Below are 19,314 nucleotides of genomic sequence, written 5' to 3' on the forward strand. Positions count from 1 at the left end.
AGAACCGGCGCCGCGTGACGGGTCCATCTGTCCCACCTACACGGGGATCGACCCGCGCGGGCGGGGATTCGACCCCTACACCTAGTTGAGCTGGGCGTATGTTGTCTCATCCCCACCGTAACGGGTCTTGAAACATCACAGCGGCGTTACATACGCACCCGTGATCCCGCCGTCGACGACGAACTGGTTCGCCGTCATGAACGAGGAGTCGTCGCTCGCCAGGAACGCCACCGCCGCCGCGATCTCCGACGGCTCGGCGAACCGGCCCATCGGCACGTGCACGAGGCGGCGCGCTGCCCGTTCCGGATCCTTCGCGAAGAGATCCATCAGCAGCGGCGTGGCGACCGGCCCGGGGCAGAGCGCGTTGATCCGGATGCCCTCGCGGGCGAATTGGACGCCCAGCTCACGGGTCATCGCGAGCACCCCGCCCTTGCTGGCGGTGTACGCGATCTGCGAGGTCGCGGCGCCGAGCAGAGCCACGAACGACGCGGTGTTGATGATCGAGCCCTTGCCCTGCCGCTGCATGTGCGGGATCGCGTACTTGCAGCAGAAGAAGACGCTCGTGGTGTTGATCCGGATGACGCGTTCCCACGCGTCGATGCCGGTCACCAGGATCGAGTCGTCGTCGGGCGGCGAGATGCCGGCGTTGTTGAAGGCGATGTCGACCCGGCCGTGCCGTTCCACGACGCCGTCGAAGAGCGCTTTGACCTGCTCCTCGTCGCTCACGTCGCAGGCCACGAACTCGCCGCCGACCTCCTCGGCGACTGCTTTGCCCGCCTCTTCGGAAATATCGACACAAACCACGAAGGCGCCTTCGGCGGCGAAACGCCGCGCCGTGGCCAGCCCGATGCCACTACCGGCACCGGTGATCACGGCAACGCGGTCCTGCAGACGCTCCACTCAAGCCCCCATAGAGATAAAGACATTTTTCACGTCGGTGAACGACAGCAGCGCGTCCGGACCCAGCTCGCGGCCGAGGCCGGACTGCTTCATCCCGCCGAACGGGGTCCAGTACCGCACCGACGAGTTGCTGTTGACGCTGAGCGCGCCGGTCTCCACGGCCCGCGACATCCGCAGGGCCCGGCCCACGTCCCGGGTCCAGACCGAGCCGGAGAGGCCGTACTCGGTGTCGTTGGCGAGCTGGATCGCCTCGGCCTCGTCGCGGAACGGCAGCACGCTCACGACCGGGCCGAAGATCTCCTCACGCCAGTGCGCGTCGTCCGCCGAGCCGGCCAGCAGAACCGTGGGCGGGAACCACCAGCCATCCTTGAAGTCGGCGGATCCGCGGAACGCCACGTCGGCGCCATCCACATAGGAGGCGACGACGTCCCGCTGACCGGAAGAGATCAGCGGCCCCATTTCCGACATCTCGCTGGACGGGTCCAATACCCGGAATTGCGTAACGGCCGGCTCCAGCAACGCCAGGAACTTGTCGTACACAGAGGCCTCGACCAGAAGCCGGGAACGAGCACAACAGTCCTGTCCGGCATTGTCGAAGACAGCGCCGGGAGCGGCCGCCGCGGCGGCCGCCAGATCAGCGTCCGCGAAAACGATGTTGGCGCTCTTGCCACCCAGCTCCAGCGTCACCCGCTTCACCTGGTCGGCACAGCCCGCCATGATCGATTTGCCGACCGGCGTCGACCCGGTGAAGCAGACCTTGCGCACCGCCGGATGGGTGACGAACCGCTGCCCCACCACGCTGCCCTTGCCGGGCAGCACCTGGAAGACGTCCTCCGGCAGGCCGGCTTCGAGAGCCAGCTCGCCGAGGCGGATCGCGGTGAGCGGGGTCAGCTCGGCCGGCTTGAGCACCACCGTGTTGCCGGCCGCGAGAGCCGGCCCGAAACCCCAGGCGGCGATCGGCATCGGGAAGTTCCACGGCACGATGATCCCGACGACGCCGAGCGGTTCGTGGAACGTGATGTCGATGCCGCCGGGCACCGGGATCTGCCTCCCGGAGAGGCGTTCCGGCGCGCCGGCGTAGTAGTTCAGCACGTCCCGGACGTTGCCCGCTTCCCAGCGAGCGTTGCCGATCGTGTGCCCCGCGTTGCGTACCTCAAGAAGCGCGAGCTCCTCGATGTGGTCCTCCACCACCGCCGCGAAGCGGCGCAACAGCCGCGCCCGGTCCCCGGGCGCGACCTCGCGCCATTTCCCGAAAGCTTTCTGTGCACGCTCGATCGCCGCGTCGGTCTCCGCCAGACCCAGCGAGGGTACGGTCGTGAGCACCTCGCCCGTCGATGGGTTGATCACCTCAGTCACGACTTGATCATCCCCTCAGAGACGTTCGAATCCGCGGCGCAACTCCCAGTCGGTGACCGCCGCGTCATAAGCGGCCAGCTCCACCTTCGCCATGTTCGCGTAATGGGAGACGATTTCGGACCCGAATGCCGCTTCCGCAACGCCGCTGTCCGACCAGAGCGCGGCCGCGTCACGCAGCGTTCCGGGCACCCGAGGCGCGTCGGCGTCCAGGTACGCGTTCCCGGCGAACTCGTCCTCGAGTGACAACTCGTTCTCGATCCCGTGCAGCGCGCCGGCGATCAGCGCGGAGATCGCCAGGTACGGGTTGACGTCCCCGCCCGGCACCCGGTTCTCCACCCGCATCCCCTCGCCGTGCCCGGCGATCCGCAGCGCACAGGTCCGGTTGTCGACACCCCACCGCACCGCGGTCGGCGCGAACGAACCCGGCTGGTACCGCTTGTACGAGTTGATGTTCGGCGCGAAGAGCAGGCTGAACTCGCGCATCGTGGCGAGCAGCCCGGCCAGCACCCGCTGACCGGTCTCACTGAGATGGGCGGGCCCGTCGCCGAGCATCGCCGACTTGCCCTCCTGGTTACGCAGCGAGAAGTGGATGTGGCAGGAGTTGCCCTCCCGCTCGTTCGGTTTCGCCATGAAGGTGAGCGCCATGCCCTCCTGCGCGGCGATCTCCTTCGCGCCGTTCTTGTAGATCACGTGCCCGTCGGCGGCGGTGAGCGCGTCCGCGTACCGAAAGGCGATCTCGTGCTGACCGAAGTTGCACTCGCCCTTCGCGCTCTCCGGGATCAGGCCGGCGCCGTACATCTCGTTGCGGATCCGGCGCAGCAGCGGCTCCACCCGGGCGGTGCCGAGCAGCGAGTAGTCCACGTTGTACTGGTTGGCCGGCGTCAAACCGCGATAACCCAGTTCAAAGGCCTTTTCGTAGGTGTCCCGGTACAGGACGAACTCCAGTTCCGTACCCGCGAAAGCGGTCAGACCGTGCGCCGCCAGCCGGTCGAGCTGGCGGCGCAGGATCTGCCGGGGTGAGGGCGCCACCGGCTGCCCCGCCGTGTCGTAGAGATCGGCGAGGACCAGCGCGGTGCCGGGCTGCCACGGGACGCGGCGCAGCGTGCTGAAATCCGGCCGCATCACGAAGTCGCCGTACCCGGTGGACCACGAGGACATCTCGTACCCGTCGACGGTGTTCATGTCCACGTCGACGGCGAGCAGGTAGTTGCACCCCTCACTGCCGCCGGACACCACCTCGTCCAGGAAGTAGCGCCCGTGCAGCCGTTTGCCCTGCAACCGCCCCTGCATGTCGGTCAGTGCCAGCAGCACCGTGTCGATGGTGCCGTTGTCGACCGATACGTCGAGCTCCTCGAGATCCATGAATCCAGTCCTATCAGTCGGTGGGCTCGCCGTGGGCGGCCTTCTCGATCAAGTTCTGCTTCGGGCCGGTGAACCACTTACGCGCGCTGGCGAACCACCAGATCGTGGCCGCGCCCAGCACCACCGCCACGGCGACGATCGTGTAGTTGAACGTCGACGCGGTGATCGGGCTCGCGGTCGGCAGCACGAACAGCACGCAGATGACACCTACCCAGACGATCGCGATCCAGCCGATCGGGGCGCTCCATTTCCCGAGGTTCCACGGTCCCGGCACGAACTCGTCGCCCAGCCGGCGGCGCAGCAGCACCGGTCCGACGTACGCGATGTAGAGCCCGATCACCGCGATCGAGGTGGCCGCCAGGTACGCCGTCGTGTTCCACAGCGACGGGAGCACCAGCAGGATCGACAGCGTCACGCACAGCCAGATCGAGTTGGTCGGCGTGCCGGTACGCGCGTTGACCTTCTTCCAGATCCGCGAGCCGGGGATGGCGTCGTCGCGGGCGAACGCGTACGACATCCGGGAGTTCGCGGTGACCGAGGCCATGCCGCAGAACCACTGCGCCACCATGCAGATGAAGAGCAGGAACGTGCCGAGGTCGTGCCCGGCCGCGTCGATGAAGATCTGCGCGGGCGGCAGCGCGAGATCACTGGTACGCGCGCCCTCGTAATCCTGGATCGACCAGGTGATCGCGAAGAGCAGCACAAAACCGGCGATCACCGAGACCACGACGGACAGCACGATGCCGCGCGGTGCGGCCCGGGCGGCGTCGTGCGTCTCCTCCGCCACGTGCGCCGAGGCGTCGTACCCGGTGTAGGTGTACTGCGCCATCAGAAGGCCGATCAGCACGGCGTAGACGCCCGCCCCGGAGAAGCTGAAGCCTGTCGCGTTCTGCACCTCGAAGAACACTTCGGAGACCGGCTTGTGCTGGTCCGGCACCACGGCCAGCACGCCGACGATCACCGCGACACCAACCAGGTGCCACCACGCGCTCACGTCGGAGAGCAGCCGCACCAGGTTCACGCCGAACGTGTTCAGCAGACCGTGCACGATGATGATGACCAGGAAGATCAGGAACGTCCGCCCGGTCGTCACCTCCATGTCGAAGGTAAGACTCAGGAACGCCGACGTGGTGATCGCCGCACCGAAGTCGATGGCCGCGGTCACCGCGATCTCACCGAGGAAGTTGAACCAGCCGACGAACCAGGCCCACGCGGGCTTGTTCTTCTTGGCCAGAGCCGCGGCCCACCAGTAGAGGGCACCGGCGGTCGGGTAGGCCGAACACACCTCGGCCATCGCCAGCGCCACGAAGGTCACCATGATGCCGACGAACAGCCAGCCCAGCGTGATGGCCATCGGGCCACCCGCCGTCATGGCTATGCCGTACGAGGTGATCGCACCGGCCAGAATGGAAATGATCGAGAAGGAGACGGCGAAGTTGGAGAAACCCGACAGGCGCCGATGCAGCTCCTGCTTGTAACCGAGTTGTGCGAGTCGTTCTTCATCAGAAGTAGGGGCGATGCCGTGATCAGCGCTCATCTGAGTGCTCCCTTGCCCGGGTGTGACCTGGACCACGCGATGCCGTGATGATCTCGCCGCCGTGTTACAGCCGTCAATGACGCGCGTTAATTGATCAACCAACCCCCACCGAAAACCGTCCAAACAGCCCCGCGAAAGTCAGCGCGGCCTTTATGGAGACAGCTAGGGGGCGGCGGCGCGAGGTGGGCGCTTGCGCGTGGGGGGCGCGCTGAAGAGAGAGGTGACCGCACCCCGCACCGCCGCGAAGGGCCATCACGAGTGGCCCTGGACTCACGAGCCGTCCGAGGACCCGCTTGCCACCAAGGCTCGCACCCCCGTTTTCCCCGAGCAACGCATTTACCTCACCCTTCCCCTTTCAGTACGCGCAACCGTGGCCGCCCAACCGCATCAACCCCGCCCTCAAGAGTCCGGGCGCATGCCCACTGCCACCCAAGCCCCCAACGCGCCCCCAGCCCCGTGCAACCCCCGCCGCGCCCCGCCCCACCGCGCCTTGCCGCGCGCCGCCCCGACTGGATCTTGTGGACTTCCCCGCAGACGTGACCGCACAACTCCGCAAGATCGAAGAGGCTTAGCCGATCTTGCGGAGTTGCACACAAACGGTTCACCGAACTCCACAAGATCTGTGAAACAGCGCGCTCACGCCACGCCAAGCACGACCGTCCCGCAAACTCGTGCACTCGTGGTCGATCGGCCGGCCAAACCTCACAAGATCTCCGAGCGGCACCTCGCACCGAGAAACCACCACGCCACCCCGAACCCACTACGGCTGTGTCCGCCACGCTTCCCGGTGACGACGCCGAGGAGATAGGCCATTGATCGGTGGCACATTCTTGCAGGTCAATTAGGGTTGGCTCGAAAAAATCTACAGCGGCGACTCTAGAAATCTGGCGAGGAGAGGCATACATTCAATGGGTCGGTCACGGCCGACGGAGCCGGTTCTCACAGACCGGTTAGCAATGGCACAGACGCTGAGTTGGAGAAGGAGGACGAGATACCGCAGAAACGCGTAATCACAACGTCCCCGGCCCGACATGAGGTGATCGCAGCCGATGCTCATCACTCCGGTCGACCGCTAGCGGCACGCAGCTGGTCGACCAAAATGCGCCGACGATGATCGGCACAAGAATTGAAAATCCAGGGCTCCGGTTACCCGCCGGGGCCCTGGACCTATGCGGGGACAGACAGGGAGAGCATGGCCGCGGAGACCAGTGATGTTGCCGCGTTCACCATGGGCCAGGCCGCCGAACTGATCGGCGTGACCGCGGCCTTTCTGCGTAGCCTGGACGAAACCGGGCTGATCGAGGCGGAACGCTCATCCGGAGGCCACCGCCGTTACTCCCGCCATCAACTCGACCTCGCGGCCCGTGTCCGGGTGCTGCTCGATCAGGGTTTCCTGCTCGCCGCCGCCTGCCGGATCGTCACGCTGGAGGACCGCCTCGCCGCCGCGCACCGGCACATCGTCGCGCTCGGCGGCACGCTCGAACCCGGCGAGGACGCCACGATCCCGACACAGGCCCGCCCGACGGTCCCAGCCCACCCGACAGCCCCAGCCCACCCGACAGCCCCAGCCCACCCGACGACACAGGCCCCCGCAGGGATCTGACCCCTCAGGCCCCTCACAGATTCGCCCGTGCGATGGTCACTCCATGTGCACGCGGGACATCGAAGAATGGCGTCGTCCGGGGCCGACCGCCGCGCAGCGCCGGAACGATCTGTGGATCGGGCTCGGCGTCGCGGCCGGCGCGGTGCTCAACCTGTTCCTCTCGCGCAGTTTCGGCATGCTGCACAGCGAGGACGCCCCGGCTCGGATCGAGCAGATCGCCTGGGCGCTCGGCACCACTCTGCCACTGATCTGGCGGCGCAGCAGGCCGGACGCGGCGGCGATCGTGATGTCGGCGCTCTTCATCGGCGGCCAGTTCCGCGGCGCGCAGGAACAGCAGGTCGCTTCGTACGCCCTCTTCGCCGTGATCTACACGCTCGGCGCGTGGGGGCCGGTCCGGCATCGGGCGCGGAACCTGCGGCTGGTCATCATCGCCGCGATGTTCGTCTGGCTGACCGCCGCATTCGTGATGTCCTGGGACGAGATCATCGGCGACGGGTTCGACGGCGCCTCCGGTGAGCTGCCGGCGCTCTGGTCCCTGGTCTTCAACCTGTACATCGTCAACGCGATCTTCTTCGTCGCGGTCTACCTGGTGGGCGACGCCGCCTGGCAGGCGGCCCGCCGGCTCGACACTGTCGAGTCGCAGGCGGCGCAACTGCGCGCGGCCCAGACCGCGGCGGCCGAGCGCGCGGTGATCGACGAGAGGGTACGCATCGCGCGGGAGCTGCACGACGTCGTGGCCCACCACGTGTCGGTGATGGGCATTCAGGCGTCCGCGTGCCGGCGTGCTCTGGACAAGGATCCGGCCCGGGCACGGACCGCGCTCACCGCGATCGAGGAAGGCGCCCGGACCGCGGTGGACGAGCTGCGGCGGATGCTGGGCGCACTGCGGGCGTCGGGTGCGACAGCCGAGGCTGCCACCAGCGGCGTGGACCGGATCCCACAGATCGCCGAGAGCGCGCGGGAGGCCGGGCTGACCGTCCACTTCGCAGTCTTCGGCGACCCGGTGCCGCTGCCGGACTCGGTGTCGCAGGCGGCGTACCGAATCGCGCAGGAAGCCGTCACGAACACGCTGAAGCACGCGCGGGCGACCACTCTGGACATCCGCCTGCGCTACCTGAGCAGCGAGGTCGAACTCGACGTGAGCGACGACGGAAAAGCTGATAAATCAGATAGCTCCGGTGGGATGGGCCTGATCGGCATGCGGGAGCGTGTGGCTGTCCACGACGGCGTCCTGGAGAACGGCCCGCGATCCGGCGGCGGCTACCGGGTACGCGCGAGGCTCCCGCACACCGCGTCAGTCATGGCAGGAGAAACCACGTGACGATCACCGTCCTGCTCGCGGACGACCACGCGCTCGTCCGCACCGGTTTCCGGGTCATCCTCGAGATGGAGGAGGACATCTCTGTCGTCGGCGAGGCCGCGGACGGCGAACGCGCCACCGAGCTGGCCCTGCGCCTGCGCCCCGACGTGGTGCTGATGGACGTCGAGATGCCCGGCGTCGACGGCCTGGAGGCGACCCGCCGGATCGCCGCGGCCGGCGGCCCGTCGGTGCTGATCCTGACCACGTTCGACCGCGACGACTATCTGTACGCCGCACTCCAGGCCGGCGCCAGCGGCTTCCTACTGAAGAACGGCACACCCGAGGCCCTGACCGAGGCGGTACGCGTCATCGCCGCCGGTGACGCCCTGCTCGCCCCCGCGGTGACCCGCCGTGTCATCGCCGGGTTCACGGCGCCCCGGCCACGCGCGCCGGAGCCCACGGTCCGCCTCGGCGACCTGACCCCGCGCGAGCACGAGGTGCTGGTCCTGCTGGCCGGCGGCGCCACCAACGCCGAGATCGCCGCCGGCCTGCGCCTCGGCGAGACGACAGTGAAGACGCACGTCAGCCGGGTACTGATGAAACTCGGCGCCCGCGATCGGACGCAGGCGGTGGTTCTCGCGTACGAACTCGGGGTGGTTCGTCCTTCGCAGGGATGACGTTCTCCAGCCGGACGACAGCGGCCCGGTCCGGCCATAGCGTTTACCCATGACCACCGTCCTCAACGTCGATGCCGTAAACCGGTCCTTCGGCGACCGGCACGTTCTCAAGGACGTGTCCTTCGCCGTGGACGCCGGCCGTCTGACCGGCTTCGTCGGCGCGAACGGCGCCGGCAAGACCACCACGATGCGGATCATCCTGGGCGTGCTCGGCGCCCAGTCCGGGCAAGCCACCTGGCGGGGCGCCCCGATCACCCGGGAGGTGCGGCAGCGCTTCGGCTACATGCCCGAGGAACGCGGGCTGTACCCGAAGATGTCCGTCGCCGAGCAGGTCGTCTACCTGGGCCGGCTGCACGGGATGAGTGCCGCTGACGCGAAGGCGCGTACCGCCACGTTGCTGGAGCGCCTGGATCTCGGCCCGCGCGCCGGCGACCTGGTGGAGAAGCTGTCGCTGGGTAACCAGCAGCGGGTGCAGATCGCCGCCGCCCTGGTGCACGAGCCGGAGCTGCTGGTCCTGGACGAGCCGTTCTCCGGGCTGGACCCGCTCGCCGCCGACACCGTGGTGGCGGTGCTGCGTGAGCGTTCCGCGGCCGGTGCCGCGGTGCTCTTCTCCAGCCACCAGCTGGACCTGGTGGAGCGCCTCTGCGACGACCTGGTGATCATCGCGGACGGCACGATCCGCGCCGCCGGTCCCCGCTCCTACCTGCGCGAGCAGTACGCCCTCCCCCGCTATTCGATCGAGGTGGACGTCGACGCGGGCTGGCTGCGCGACGAACCCGGCGTGACCCTGGTCGACCTGGACGGACCGCGCGCCGTCTTCGACCTGTCACCAGAAAACGAGAACCAGCCCGGGAACGACGACCAGCGGGTCCTGCGGGCCGCCCTGGACCGCGGCCCGGTCCGCTCGTTCGGCCCGGTCCGCCCCTCCCTCGCCGAGATCTTCCGAGAGGTGATCCAGTGACAACGTTCGAGGCCACCCGGCTTGTCGCGGCCCGCGAGCTGCGGACCAAGCTGCGTGACAAGGCGTTCCTCTACAGCACCGCGTTCTTCCTGGTGATCGTGATCGCTTCGATCGTGCTGCCGGCAATCATCGACGGCGGACCGGCGAAGGTGGCGTCGTCCGAGCCGGCCGCGACCGCACCGCTGCGACAGGCCGGGTTCGAGGTCGTCGAGGTCACCGACGTCGCGGCCGCCGAGCGGCTGCTGCGCGACGGCGAGGTGGAGGCCGCGGTGGTACCGGGTCCCGAGGTGCTCGCCATGGAGGAGCCGCCGTCCGAGGTGGTGGCCGCGCTCAGCGTCGCCCCGCCGGTACGCCTTCTCGAAGCGGGCGACCTGGATCCGTTCCTGAAGTTCCTGATCCCGTCGATCCTGGCGATGCTCTTCTTCATAACCTCGTACACGTACGGTCTGCAGATCGCGCAGAGCGTCATCGAGGAGAAGCAGACCCGGATCGTCGAGATCCTGGTGTCCAGCGTCTCGGTCCGGGCGCTGCTGGCCGGCAAGGTCGCGGCCATGACGTTGCTGGCGTTCGGTCAGATCGCCCTGCTCGCGATCGTGGCGTTCGTCGGCATGAAGGTGACCGACGTGGACACCGGCGTGGTGAACGCGGTCGGCCCGGCGCTCGGCTGGTTCCTGCCGTTCTTCGTGCTCGGCTTCCTGATGCTGGCGACGGTCTGGGCCGGTGTCGGCGCGCTCGCCTCCCGGCAGGAGGAGATCACCAGCACGTCGTCGCCGGTGCAGATGGCGGTGCTGATCCCGTTCTTCGCGGTGCTGTTCCTGCTGGACAACGCGGAGGCGCAGCGGATTCTGTCGTACATCCCGTTCTCGTCGCCGATCGCCATGCCGATCCGGATGTTCAACGGTGACGCGGCGGCCTGGGAGCCGCTTGTCTCGCTGCTGATCCTGGCGGTCACCGCGGTGGTGCTGCTGGCTGCCGGCGCCCGGATCTACCAGGGTTCGCTGATGCGGACCCGGCAGAAGACCTCCCTGCTGGCAGCCTGGAAAAACGCCTGATCGAAGCGCGGCCCGGTAAACGCCTGATCGAAGCGCGGCCCGGAAAACGCCTGAGGCTCAGCCGACGCGCCGGACGATCGCCAGCAGCGACTCCTCCACGTCGGCGATGTCGCGGTCGGGCTGGAACACCAGCCAGTCCACCGCGACGACCAGCCCGACGCCGAAGAGCGCCGCCGACGCCACCCGCACGTCCAGCTCCGCGGGCAGGTCGCCGGAGTCCACGCCGGACTGAACGGTTTCGGCGATGACTCCGATGACCTGCTCGCGGAGCAGGATCAGGGTCTGCTGCCATTCCCGGTTGGTACGCCACATCTCGGACAGCAGCAGCTGGGCGAATGCCCGATAACGCCGGATGTAATCCAGCTGGGCGTGCACCAGCGCCCGTACCGCGTCGCGGGCCGGCAGGCCGGCAACCGCGGTGCGGAACTCCTCGGTGAGCAGACCGACGCCATGCCGGAGCAGCTCCTCGAAGAGCTCGTTCTTCGACTTGAAGTTGTAGTAGACGGTCCCCTTGGCGACGCCGGCGCGCAGCGCGATGTCGTCGACAGTGGTCGCCGAGAAGCCCTGCTCGGCGATCAGCTCGACCGCTGCTTCGAAGAGCCGCTGACGGCTGTCGACACGCCGCCGGCTCCGGCCATCCGCCCCTGCGAGAGAACCCACGAGTGAACCCTAGAGGACCAGTTCGGGGTGCAGGTCCGCGGCGGTCATCCGCCGTTTCCGGCCGGCCAGCACCCCGGTGAGCAGCGCCGCGACCACCCCGAACCCGGCCAGGATCAGCGCCGCGTGTGCCACGGTCGTGCCCGAGCCGCCGTCGATCGAGTGCCGCATCGCCTCGACCACGTACGTCATCGGCAGCAACGGGTGGATGACCTGAAAGATGCCCGGTGACGTCTGCACGGGGTACGTCCCGCCGGACGAGGTGAGCTGGAGCATCAGCAGGACCAGGGCGGCCACCCGTCCGGCCGGGCCGAGCGCGGCGCCGAGCAGCTGGATGATCGCCGCGAAGACGGCGGCCGTGCCGAGCATCAGCCCGTACGTCGTCAGCGGATGCACCGGTGAGAGCCCGAGCGCGAACCGGACCACCAGGAACAGCAGCGTGGCCTGGACCGCCCCGATCGCCACGCCCGGCAGCAGACCGGCCAGGGCGACCCGGTGCGGCGGTGCGCCGGACGCCAGATAGCGCCGGTTCAGCGGCCGCAGCAGCATGTAATTGATCATCGCGCCGACCCAGAGTGCCAGCGCCAGGAAATATGGGGCGAAGCCGACGCCGTAGGTTCCGGCCGGGTGCCGTACGACGCGGTCCAGCGAGACCGGGTCGGCCAGCACGTCGGCCCGGTCCCTGGTGTCGCTGTACGCCGGAATCTTGTCGGCGCCGTCGGCGAGCCCGTCGGCCAGTTTCGAGGCGCCGCCGGTCAGCTGGGTGAGCCCGGACGCGACCTGGTGCCCACCGGTGGAGAGCGTGCCGAGCCCGTCCTCGATCTGCCGGGCGCCGCTGGAGAGCTGGTAGACGCCGTTGCGCAGTTCGGTGGCGCCGTCGGATGCCTGCCCGAGGCCGGTGTCCAGTTTCTTGGCGCCGGTGGCGAGGTCGTCGAGGCCGTTCGCGAGCTTGTCGACCTGGGTGCGAGCGGATTTCACGTCGTCGGCGAGATGCGGGGCGGCTGCCGCCACCGCACGGGCGTCCTTCGACACCTGCTTGAGCCGGGCGCTGAGCCCATCGAGATCGGCAGCGTCGATCTTGGTCTGGATGCGCCGCGCGTCGGCGACCAGTTCGGCGGCCAGGGCGCGGGCGTTCTCGACACCCTCGGTGTCATCCGGGAGCGAGTCTAGATATTTCTGCAATTTTCGGGCATCAGCCACGGCCTGCGAGGCCGCGTCGTCGATCGCGCCGACATTCCCGGCCAGCGTGTCCGCACCCTTGGCGACGAGCAGCGCCGCGTCGGCAATGGTCTGCGCGTTCTCCCGCAGCACCGGCTCGACCCGGTCAGCAACCCCGTCAACCGCGTCAGCCAGCTTCCGGCCACCCCGCGCGGCGTCCGCCGTCCCCGACGCCAACTGTGCAGAACCGGTCTCCAGCCGCCGCAGGCCGTCCGCCAGCTGATCCGCACCGGATCCAGCCTTGTCGATCCCGTTCGCCAGCTTCCCGGTCGCCGCTTCAGCGTCGTCGATCCCATCAGAGACGCGACCAGCTCCGCTCTCCAGCTCCGCGGAACCGTCCCGCAGCTGCCCGGCGCTGTCCGCCGCCTGCTGCGTCTGCTCCTTCAGATCGGTGAACCCGATCAGCATCTGGTCGAAGTACCGTGCCGACGCGCTCGACGCCGCGGCCGCGCGCACCTCGTCGAACGCGGTCCGCGCGAAGACACCGGAAAGATAGTTGGTGGCGTCGTCACTCACCGCGCTGAGCTGCGCGGTCCGCGGCATGCTGTCCGCGTCCGGCGCGGTCGCCAGATCCGCCGAGAACCCGGCCGGGATCAGCAGCTCGATCTGATACTTCCCGTCCTCCAGGCCGCGCTCCGCGTCCGCCGCGTCAACCACGTGCCAGTCGAAGATCTCCCGTCTGATCAACTCATCGGCGAGGTCCTGCCCGGCGCGCACGGTCTCGCCGTCGGACGCCTTCGCGGAGGTGTCCTCGACCACGAGCGCCGCCGGGATGTGATTCAGCCGGCCGTAGGGATCCCAGAACGCGTACAGATACAGCGCCCCGTACAGCAGCGGCACCACCGCGAGGACCGCGAGCGCCGCCGCCGTCAGCCGTCTGCGCAGGAATCGCCTTAATTCAAAACCCGCGAGGGTCAGGCTCCGCATTTTCGGTCACCCTTTTCCAGACCACCCATCCGTACGGTCGTCAGCCCCGGTTCGTCCGTCTGCGGATCGTTGAGCAGCACGATCCGGTCCACATCGGCCGGATCCACCTCGCGGGCGGTCAGCAGCACCGCCACCCCGCTCGCCGCGATCTCGCCGAGCAGCTCCCACAGGGCGGCCCGCTCGGCCGCGTCCAGTCCCGCATCGACGCCGTCCAGCGCGATCACCGAGGGACGTTCCATGCACGCCAGGACCAGCCCGAGAACCTGCTTCTGGTACGGCGTCAGGTCCCGGCCGCGCAGCCCCGGGTCCAGCCCGTGCAGCGGCACGTCCTCGCCACGTGTCCGGCCGAGCAGCGCGAGCCTCTCGGTGATGTGCTCCGCCACGGTGAAGACCGGTTCCGGTTCCTCCACATCGGGCACATGGCCCAGTGAAGCCGTACCCACGATCTCGACCGTGCCGGCAGAAAGCCGCAGCCGTCGTGTCAGGGCGAGTAACGCGCTGGTGCGTCCGCTGCCCGGTGGACCGGTGACCGCGACCAGCTCGCCTGGCTCGACCCGCAGGTCAAGGTCTTGCACAAGCCAGCGACGGCGGTGCCGGACCCCGGCGCCGGTCGCGGTGAGCACCGACATGGCGGCTCCCTTTTAAACTGACTGGTCAGTTCAAAAACATACCCACGTGGGTACGCGTCAACATGGTCAGGTGGTGGACATCACGCGCCGCCGACCGGCAGGATCAAGGGCATGTCGATGCGATGGGGCATGACCGTGCCGCTCAATGGCGTTCCGCTCGCCGAGCACGCCGCCGTTTACCGGGGCCTGGCCGACGCCGGATTCACCGACGTCTGGTCGTCGGAGGTGAACGGCACGGACGCGTTCACACCGCTGACGCTCGCCGCCGCCTGGGAGTCCCGGCTGAAACTGGGCACCGCGATCACCCCGGTCTTCACCCGCGGACCCGGCCTGCTCGCGATGACCGCCGCGGCGCTGGCCGAGACCGCGCCCGGCCGTTTCCAGTTCGGCATCGGCGCCTCGTCCCCGGTCGTCGTCGGCGACTGGAACGCGGTTGACTTCACCGAGCCGTTCGCCCGCAGCCGTGACGTGCTTCGTTTCCTGAGGTCCGCGCTGGCCGGCGAGACGATCGACGAGCAGTACCCGTCGTTCACCGTCCGCCGATTCCGGCTGGAGCGCCCGCCGGCGGTCCCGCCGCAGCTCCTGCTCGCCGCGCTGCGCCCGCAGATGCTCCGGCTCGCCGCCGCCGAGGCCGACGGCGTCATCCTCAACTGGCTCTCGGCCACCGACGTGGCGACAGCGCTCGCCGAGACGAAAGAGGCCGGCCCCGGGTTCGAGGTGGCCGCCCGGATCTTCGTGATCCCGACCGAGGACGCCGCCTACGCCCGCGCGGTCGGCCGCCGCATGATCACGTCATACCTGACCGTTCCGGCGTACGCGGCGTTCCACCGCTGGCTCGGCCGCTCCGAGATCCTCGATCCGATGTGGCAGGCCTGGAAATCGGGTGACCGCAAGGGCGCGCTCGCCGCGATCCCGGACTCACTCGTCGACGAGCTGATCGTGCACGGCACACCGGCCGAGTGCCGCACCCGCGTCGAGGCGTACGCCCGGGCCGGCGTGACCGTCCCGGTGATGGCCCTGATGCCGACACCGGAGCTGGAACGCGGCGGCGCGGCAGCGCTTGGCGAGCTGATCAACGTGCTGGGCAGGTAACTGCCGGCTCACCCGCCCTTCCCTTACAGCCGCTCCAGCCGCGCCAGCCGCTCCAGCCGGTCCAGCCGGTCCAGCCGGTCCAGCCGGTCCAGCCGGTCCAGCCGGTCCAGCCGGTCCAGCCGGTCCAGCGCGGACAATCCCAGCACAGCCTCACCCCGCCAACCGGGCCAAGAGCCCACGGTGCGATTCGGCAAACCGCATACAAGGGCCCACGGTGTACCCCCAGGCCGCCGAATCGCGGGCACGCTGTTGGCCCCCACCCACCCGAATCGAAGACACACCGTGGGCCCCAACCATCGAATCAAGAGCACACCGTGGGCTCTCAACCACCCGGATCGAGGACACACCGTGGGCTCCCAACCACCCGGATCGAGGACACACCGTGGGCTCCCAACCACCCGGATCGAGCGCACACGGTGAGCGCCCGTGACTTCGACCGTGGGGGCGCGCTGAGAAGCCCGCCAAGCCGGCGGGCAGCGGCGGCGAGCGGCGAGCGGCGGGCCCTGCCGGGTCGGATCTTGGGCTTGGCGAGCAGATGGGCGGAACGCGGGCACACGAAAGGCACCGACAACAGGGATGGGCCCGCACCGAGTGGCTGTGTGAGTTCTCGTCTCGGCCCTGCCGTGGATGAAGCCGCACCGAGTCGTTGGGTGCGACCTCATCTCGGTTCCGCGAGGCGGCACGGCGTCCACGATTCTCGTCGGCTGCGGCTGCGGAAGTAGCACGAGCAGTGGCACCACGAACAGCACGAGCAGCAGGACAGCGGCAGCACGAGCGGCAGCGGCAGCAGCAAGGCAGCGGCAGCCAGCCTGCGTCGCTCTTCCACCGAAAGGCAGCGGCAGCCAGCCTGCGTCGCTCTTCCACCGAGCCGTCACGGAGGGTGGGCACCCAGCCGAGCAGCCGGCCTGATCTTGGCAAGCTATAGGTGCTCTAACCACCACAGGTCCCCACGAAGCCGAACCCCCCACCAACACAGTGGCAACGCGTCACCCCGGGAGCTCGCCAAACCACCCCGAAGTCGACACGCCATCCCCGGGCCTCCCCCATTCCCCCTCAGAGCGGCCGAACTCCACGAGATTCAGCGCCGGCCCTGGGTTTGAGGGTGACCATGCAGCGGTAGCGATCCGCGCCGAGCGGCCTGGACTGGGCAATTGGTCGCGGTGGGTGCCACGGGGGCTTGCGGTTACGCGTAAAAAGAACGCGCGCTCAGAAAGTCTGAGCGCGCGTTCCCGGGGGTTTTACTCACTGTCGGCGAGGATGGCGTAAAGCTTGCGCTTCGTCTCGTTGAGCACTTCCAGCGCCTTCTGGCGCTGCTCGGCGGTGCCGGTGAAACCGACCTGCTTCAGGGCTCCCATGATGCCGACCGCTGCGTCGCGGAAGTCCTGCACCTGGGACATGGCGTCCTCGCCGAACTGGGTCCACGGCGGGTTCTGCGCGGCAGTCTCGGCCTCGGGGCGGCCGTCGGCGGTGAGCTGGTAACTCTTGCGGCCGCCCTCGGCGGTGACCTCGATGAGGCCCTCGTCCTCAAGGAGCTGGAGCGTCGGGTAGACCGAGCCGGGGCTCGGGCGCCAGATGCCGTTGGTGCGTGCGTCGAGCTCCTGGATCATCTCGTAGCCGTGCATCGGCCTCTCCAGAAGGAGCGCGAGGATGGCGGGCCGCACGTTCTGCCGGCTGCCTCGGCCACCTCGCCGGGGGCGGTGTCCCGCGAAATCCGGCGGGACGAAGCCGGGGCCGCCAGGGCCGGGGCCACCGCCGAAGGGGAACCCGGGCGGGAAGCCGAAGCCGCGCCGGCGGCCCTCGAACATCCAGCCGCGTCCGCCGTGTCCACCGAAACCGTGGCCGCGCTCGCCGTCGTTTGTGTACCTCATGATCTTCTCCGTTCGTTCGTCGATAGTTAGACGATATATCGGCGAACAGTCGGCCGCAAGGGTTTCTGGGATCGTTGGGTTGCGGTAGGTGTCGAGCACCCGGCATCTGGCAATCTGGTACCTGTGTTGACGGTGCCCATTCGCCAGCTCGGCGAGCCCGAGCGCCCGGCGGTCCAGCGGATCCTGGACGCCGACCCGTACGCGGGTGCCCAGATCGCCGAACGGGTGGCCTCGCACGGGCTCAACTGGTGGCGCTCCGACGGGCGGATCTACGGGTACGAACCCGCACGCCGCATCGAGTCGATCATCTGGTCCGGCGCGCATCTGGTGCCGGTCGGCGCCACCCCGCCGGCCGTCGCGGCCTTCGCCGACCTGCTCGGCGCCGAGGCGCGGATCTGCTCGTCGATCATCGGCCGCTCGGAAGCGGTCCTTGACCTGTGGGATCGCCTCAGCGGCCATTGGGGTCCGGCCCGCGACGTGCGGCCCAACCAGCCGCTGCTCGTCACCGACCGAGACCCTTTGGTACGCCCGGACCCCGACGTCCGCCTGGTCCGGCCCAGCGAGGTCGACCTGCTCTTCCCGGCGGCCGTGGCGATGTACACCGAAGAGGTCGGCGTCTCACCGATGCAGGACGACGGCGGGCGCGGCTACCGGCGACGGATCGCCGAGCTGGTGAAAGGCAAGCGGGCGTACGCTCGGTTCGACGGCGATCTGGTGATCTTCAAGGCCGAACTGGCGATCATCACCCGGCGGACGACTCAGGTGCAGGGCGTCTGGGTCCACCCGGATTACCGGGGACAGGGCCTCGCCACCGCGGCCATGGCGGCGGTGGTGTCGGACTCACTGCGGCGGGTGGCGCCCACGGTGAGCCTGTACGTCAACGATTACAACCGAGCGGCGCGGCGGGTCTATCAGCGCTGCGGGTTCGTCTCGGCGGGGTCGTTCGCGACGGTGCTTTTCTGATCTTGTGAAGATGGGCGGGCTTTCGCCCGCCCATTCAATTAGTGAACCGTGACCGTCGGGCCGGGGAGCAGGTCGCGCAGCTCCTCGGGGAGGTCGGCGCCCATCTCGTCGGCCAGCCGCAGCGCTTCCTCGACGAGCGTCTCCACGATGATCGACTCGGGCACCGTCTTGATGACCTTGCCCTTCACGAAGATCTGGCCCTTGCCGTTGCCGGAGGCCACACCGAGGTCAGCCTCGCGGGCCTCGCCCGGACCGTTCACGACGCAGCCCATCACCGCGACGCGCAGCGGGACCGGGAAGCCGTCGAGAGCGGCGGTGACCTGCTCGGCCAAGGTGTAGACGTCGACCTGGGCTCGCCCGCAGGACGGGCAGGAGACGATCTCCAGGCCGCGCTCGCGCAGACCCAGGGACTCCAGGATCTGGTTGCCGACCTTGATCTCCTCGACCGGCGGGGCGGAGAGCGAGACCCGGATGGTGTCGCCGATGCCCTCGGCCAGCAGCGCGCCGAACGCGACAGCACTCTTGATCGTGCCCTGGAACGCCGGGCCGGCCTCGGTCACGCCGAGGTGCAGCGGGTAGTCGCACTGCTCGGCCAGCTGGCGGTACGCCCGGATCATCACGACCGGGTCGTTGTGCTTCACCGAGATCTTGATGTCCCGGAAGCCGTGCTCCTCGAACAGCGAGCACTCCCAGAGAGCCGACTCGACCAGCGCCTCGGCGGTGGCCTTGCCGTATTTCTCCAGCAGCCGCTTGTCGAGCGAGCCCGCGTTCACGCCGATCCGGATCGGGATGCCCGCGTCGCCGGCGGCTTTCGCGATCTCCTTCACCTTGTCGTCGAACTGCCGGATGTTGCCCGGGTTGACCCGGACCGCCGCGCAGCCCGCGTCGATCGCGGCGAACACGTATTTCGGCTGGAAGTGGATGTCCGCGATCACCGGCAGCTGCGATTTCTTGGCGATGGCGGGCAGCGCCTCGACGTCGTCCTGCGAGGGGACGGCGACCCGGACGATCTGACAGCCGGACGCGGTGAGCTCGGCGATCTGCTGCAGCGTCGAGTTGACGTCCGAGGTGAGCGTGGTCGTCATCGACTGCACGCTGACCGGTGCGCCACCACCGACAAGCACGCCGCCGACATTGATCTGGCGGCTCTTGCGGCGCGGAGCCAACGGCGGAGGGGGTACGGCCGGCATTCCCAGACTGATCGCAGTCACA

The 19,314-nt window shown here is 68.7% G+C and carries 17 protein-coding genes; 7 read left to right on the forward strand and 10 right to left on the reverse strand.

Going from position 1 to position 19,314, the window contains the following annotated elements; all coding sequences use genetic code 11:
* Positions 1–135 precede the first annotated feature (135 nt).
* From ACQP2E_RS32950 to ACQP2E_RS32965, 4 genes are read right to left on the reverse strand one after another with little or no spacing between them, the layout of a single operon-like run.
* Positions 136–900, reverse strand: coding sequence for a 3-oxoacyl-ACP reductase (locus ACQP2E_RS32950; protein ID WP_433826882.1), 765 nt, complete (start codon positions 898–900; stop codon positions 136–138).
* Positions 901–2,256: an aldehyde dehydrogenase family protein gene (locus ACQP2E_RS32955; protein ID WP_433826883.1), complete on the reverse strand. Its 1,356-nt coding sequence runs from the start codon at positions 2,254–2,256 to the stop codon at positions 901–903. It abuts the gene before it with no gap.
* A 15-nt stretch (positions 2,257–2,271) separates the two neighbouring features.
* Positions 2,272–3,618 (reverse strand): glutamine synthetase family protein, encoded by a 1,347-nt coding sequence (locus ACQP2E_RS32960; RefSeq protein ID WP_433826884.1) that lies wholly within the window; start codon positions 3,616–3,618, stop codon positions 2,272–2,274.
* Between the two features lie 13 nt (positions 3,619–3,631).
* Complete coding sequence (locus ACQP2E_RS32965) at positions 3,632–5,155, reverse strand: amino acid permease (protein WP_433826885.1); 1,524 nt, start codon at positions 5,153–5,155, stop codon at positions 3,632–3,634.
* Positions 5,156–6,347: 1,192 nt separating this feature from the next.
* Between ACQP2E_RS32965 and ACQP2E_RS32970 the strand changes: the two genes are divergently transcribed.
* Genes ACQP2E_RS32970 through ACQP2E_RS32990 form a run of 5 tightly spaced genes read left to right on the forward strand, consistent with a single transcriptional unit; the run spans position 6,348 to position 10,748 of the window.
* On the forward strand, positions 6,348–6,758 hold the full coding sequence (locus ACQP2E_RS32970) for a MerR family transcriptional regulator (protein WP_433826887.1): 411 nt from the start codon (positions 6,348–6,350) through the stop codon (positions 6,756–6,758).
* A 43-nt stretch (positions 6,759–6,801) separates the two neighbouring features.
* Positions 6,802–8,079, forward strand: coding sequence for a sensor histidine kinase (locus ACQP2E_RS32975; protein WP_433826889.1), 1,278 nt, complete (start codon positions 6,802–6,804; stop codon positions 8,077–8,079).
* Positions 8,076–8,735 carry a response regulator gene (locus ACQP2E_RS32980; RefSeq protein WP_433826890.1) on the forward strand — a complete coding sequence of 220 codons (660 nt, stop codon included), beginning with the start codon at positions 8,076–8,078 and terminating at the stop codon, positions 8,733–8,735. The genes ACQP2E_RS32975 and ACQP2E_RS32980 overlap by 4 nt, the downstream gene beginning before the upstream one ends.
* Positions 8,736–8,784: 49 nt before the next feature.
* Positions 8,785–9,696 (forward strand): ABC transporter ATP-binding protein, encoded by a 912-nt coding sequence (locus ACQP2E_RS32985; RefSeq protein ID WP_433826892.1) that lies wholly within the window; start codon positions 8,785–8,787, stop codon positions 9,694–9,696.
* On the forward strand, positions 9,693–10,748 hold the full coding sequence (locus ACQP2E_RS32990; RefSeq protein ID WP_433826893.1) for an ABC transporter permease: 1,056 nt from the start codon (positions 9,693–9,695) through the stop codon (positions 10,746–10,748). The genes ACQP2E_RS32985 and ACQP2E_RS32990 overlap by 4 nt, the downstream gene beginning before the upstream one ends.
* A gap of 57 nt (positions 10,749–10,805) precedes the next feature.
* Here ACQP2E_RS32990 and ACQP2E_RS32995 read toward each other — a convergent pair whose 3' ends face one another.
* From ACQP2E_RS32995 to ACQP2E_RS33005, 3 genes are read right to left on the reverse strand one after another with little or no spacing between them, the layout of a single operon-like run.
* On the reverse strand, positions 10,806–11,408 hold the full coding sequence (locus tag ACQP2E_RS32995) for a TetR/AcrR family transcriptional regulator (RefSeq protein ID WP_433826894.1): 603 nt from the start codon (positions 11,406–11,408) through the stop codon (positions 10,806–10,808).
* Between the two features lie 9 nt (positions 11,409–11,417).
* A complete protein-coding gene (locus tag ACQP2E_RS33000) occupies positions 11,418–13,550 on the reverse strand; it encodes a YhgE/Pip family protein (protein ID WP_433826895.1) in 2,133 nt (710 codons plus the stop codon).
* Complete coding sequence (locus tag ACQP2E_RS33005; RefSeq protein WP_433826896.1) at positions 13,538–14,179, reverse strand: ABC transporter ATP-binding protein; 642 nt, start codon at positions 14,177–14,179, stop codon at positions 13,538–13,540. Before ACQP2E_RS33005 ends, ACQP2E_RS33000 begins: the two co-directional genes overlap by 13 nt.
* Positions 14,180–14,290: 111 nt before the next feature.
* Here ACQP2E_RS33005 and ACQP2E_RS33010 point away from each other — a divergent pair, with 111 nt between their 5' ends.
* A complete protein-coding gene (locus ACQP2E_RS33010; protein ID WP_433826898.1) occupies positions 14,291–15,271 on the forward strand; it encodes an LLM class F420-dependent oxidoreductase in 981 nt (326 codons plus the stop codon).
* A gap of 23 nt (positions 15,272–15,294) precedes the next feature.
* On the opposite strand, the gene ACQP2E_RS33015 is transcribed toward ACQP2E_RS33010, so the two are convergent.
* Positions 15,295–15,417: a hypothetical protein gene (locus ACQP2E_RS33015; RefSeq protein ID WP_433826899.1), complete on the reverse strand. Its 123-nt coding sequence runs from the start codon at positions 15,415–15,417 to the stop codon at positions 15,295–15,297.
* A gap of 1,092 nt (positions 15,418–16,509) precedes the next feature.
* On the reverse strand, positions 16,510–17,076 hold the full coding sequence (locus ACQP2E_RS33020) for a PadR family transcriptional regulator (RefSeq protein WP_433834142.1): 567 nt from the start codon (positions 17,074–17,076) through the stop codon (positions 16,510–16,512).
* A gap of 186 nt (positions 17,077–17,262) precedes the next feature.
* Here ACQP2E_RS33020 and ACQP2E_RS33025 point away from each other — a divergent pair, with 186 nt between their 5' ends.
* Positions 17,263–18,102, forward strand: coding sequence for a GNAT family N-acetyltransferase (locus ACQP2E_RS33025; protein ID WP_433826900.1), 840 nt, complete (start codon positions 17,263–17,265; stop codon positions 18,100–18,102).
* Between the two features lie 38 nt (positions 18,103–18,140).
* Here the strand turns inward: ACQP2E_RS33025 and ispG are convergent, their stop codons facing one another.
* Complete coding sequence (gene ispG, locus ACQP2E_RS33030; RefSeq protein ID WP_433826901.1) at positions 18,141–19,313, reverse strand: flavodoxin-dependent (E)-4-hydroxy-3-methylbut-2-enyl-diphosphate synthase; 1,173 nt, start codon at positions 19,311–19,313, stop codon at positions 18,141–18,143.
* Between the last annotated feature and the right edge of the window lies 1 nt (position 19,314).

Origin of the sequence: Actinoplanes sp. CA-015351 (assembly GCF_050955685.1) — a bacterium.
GTDB lineage: Bacteria > Actinomycetota > Actinomycetes > Mycobacteriales > Micromonosporaceae > Actinoplanes.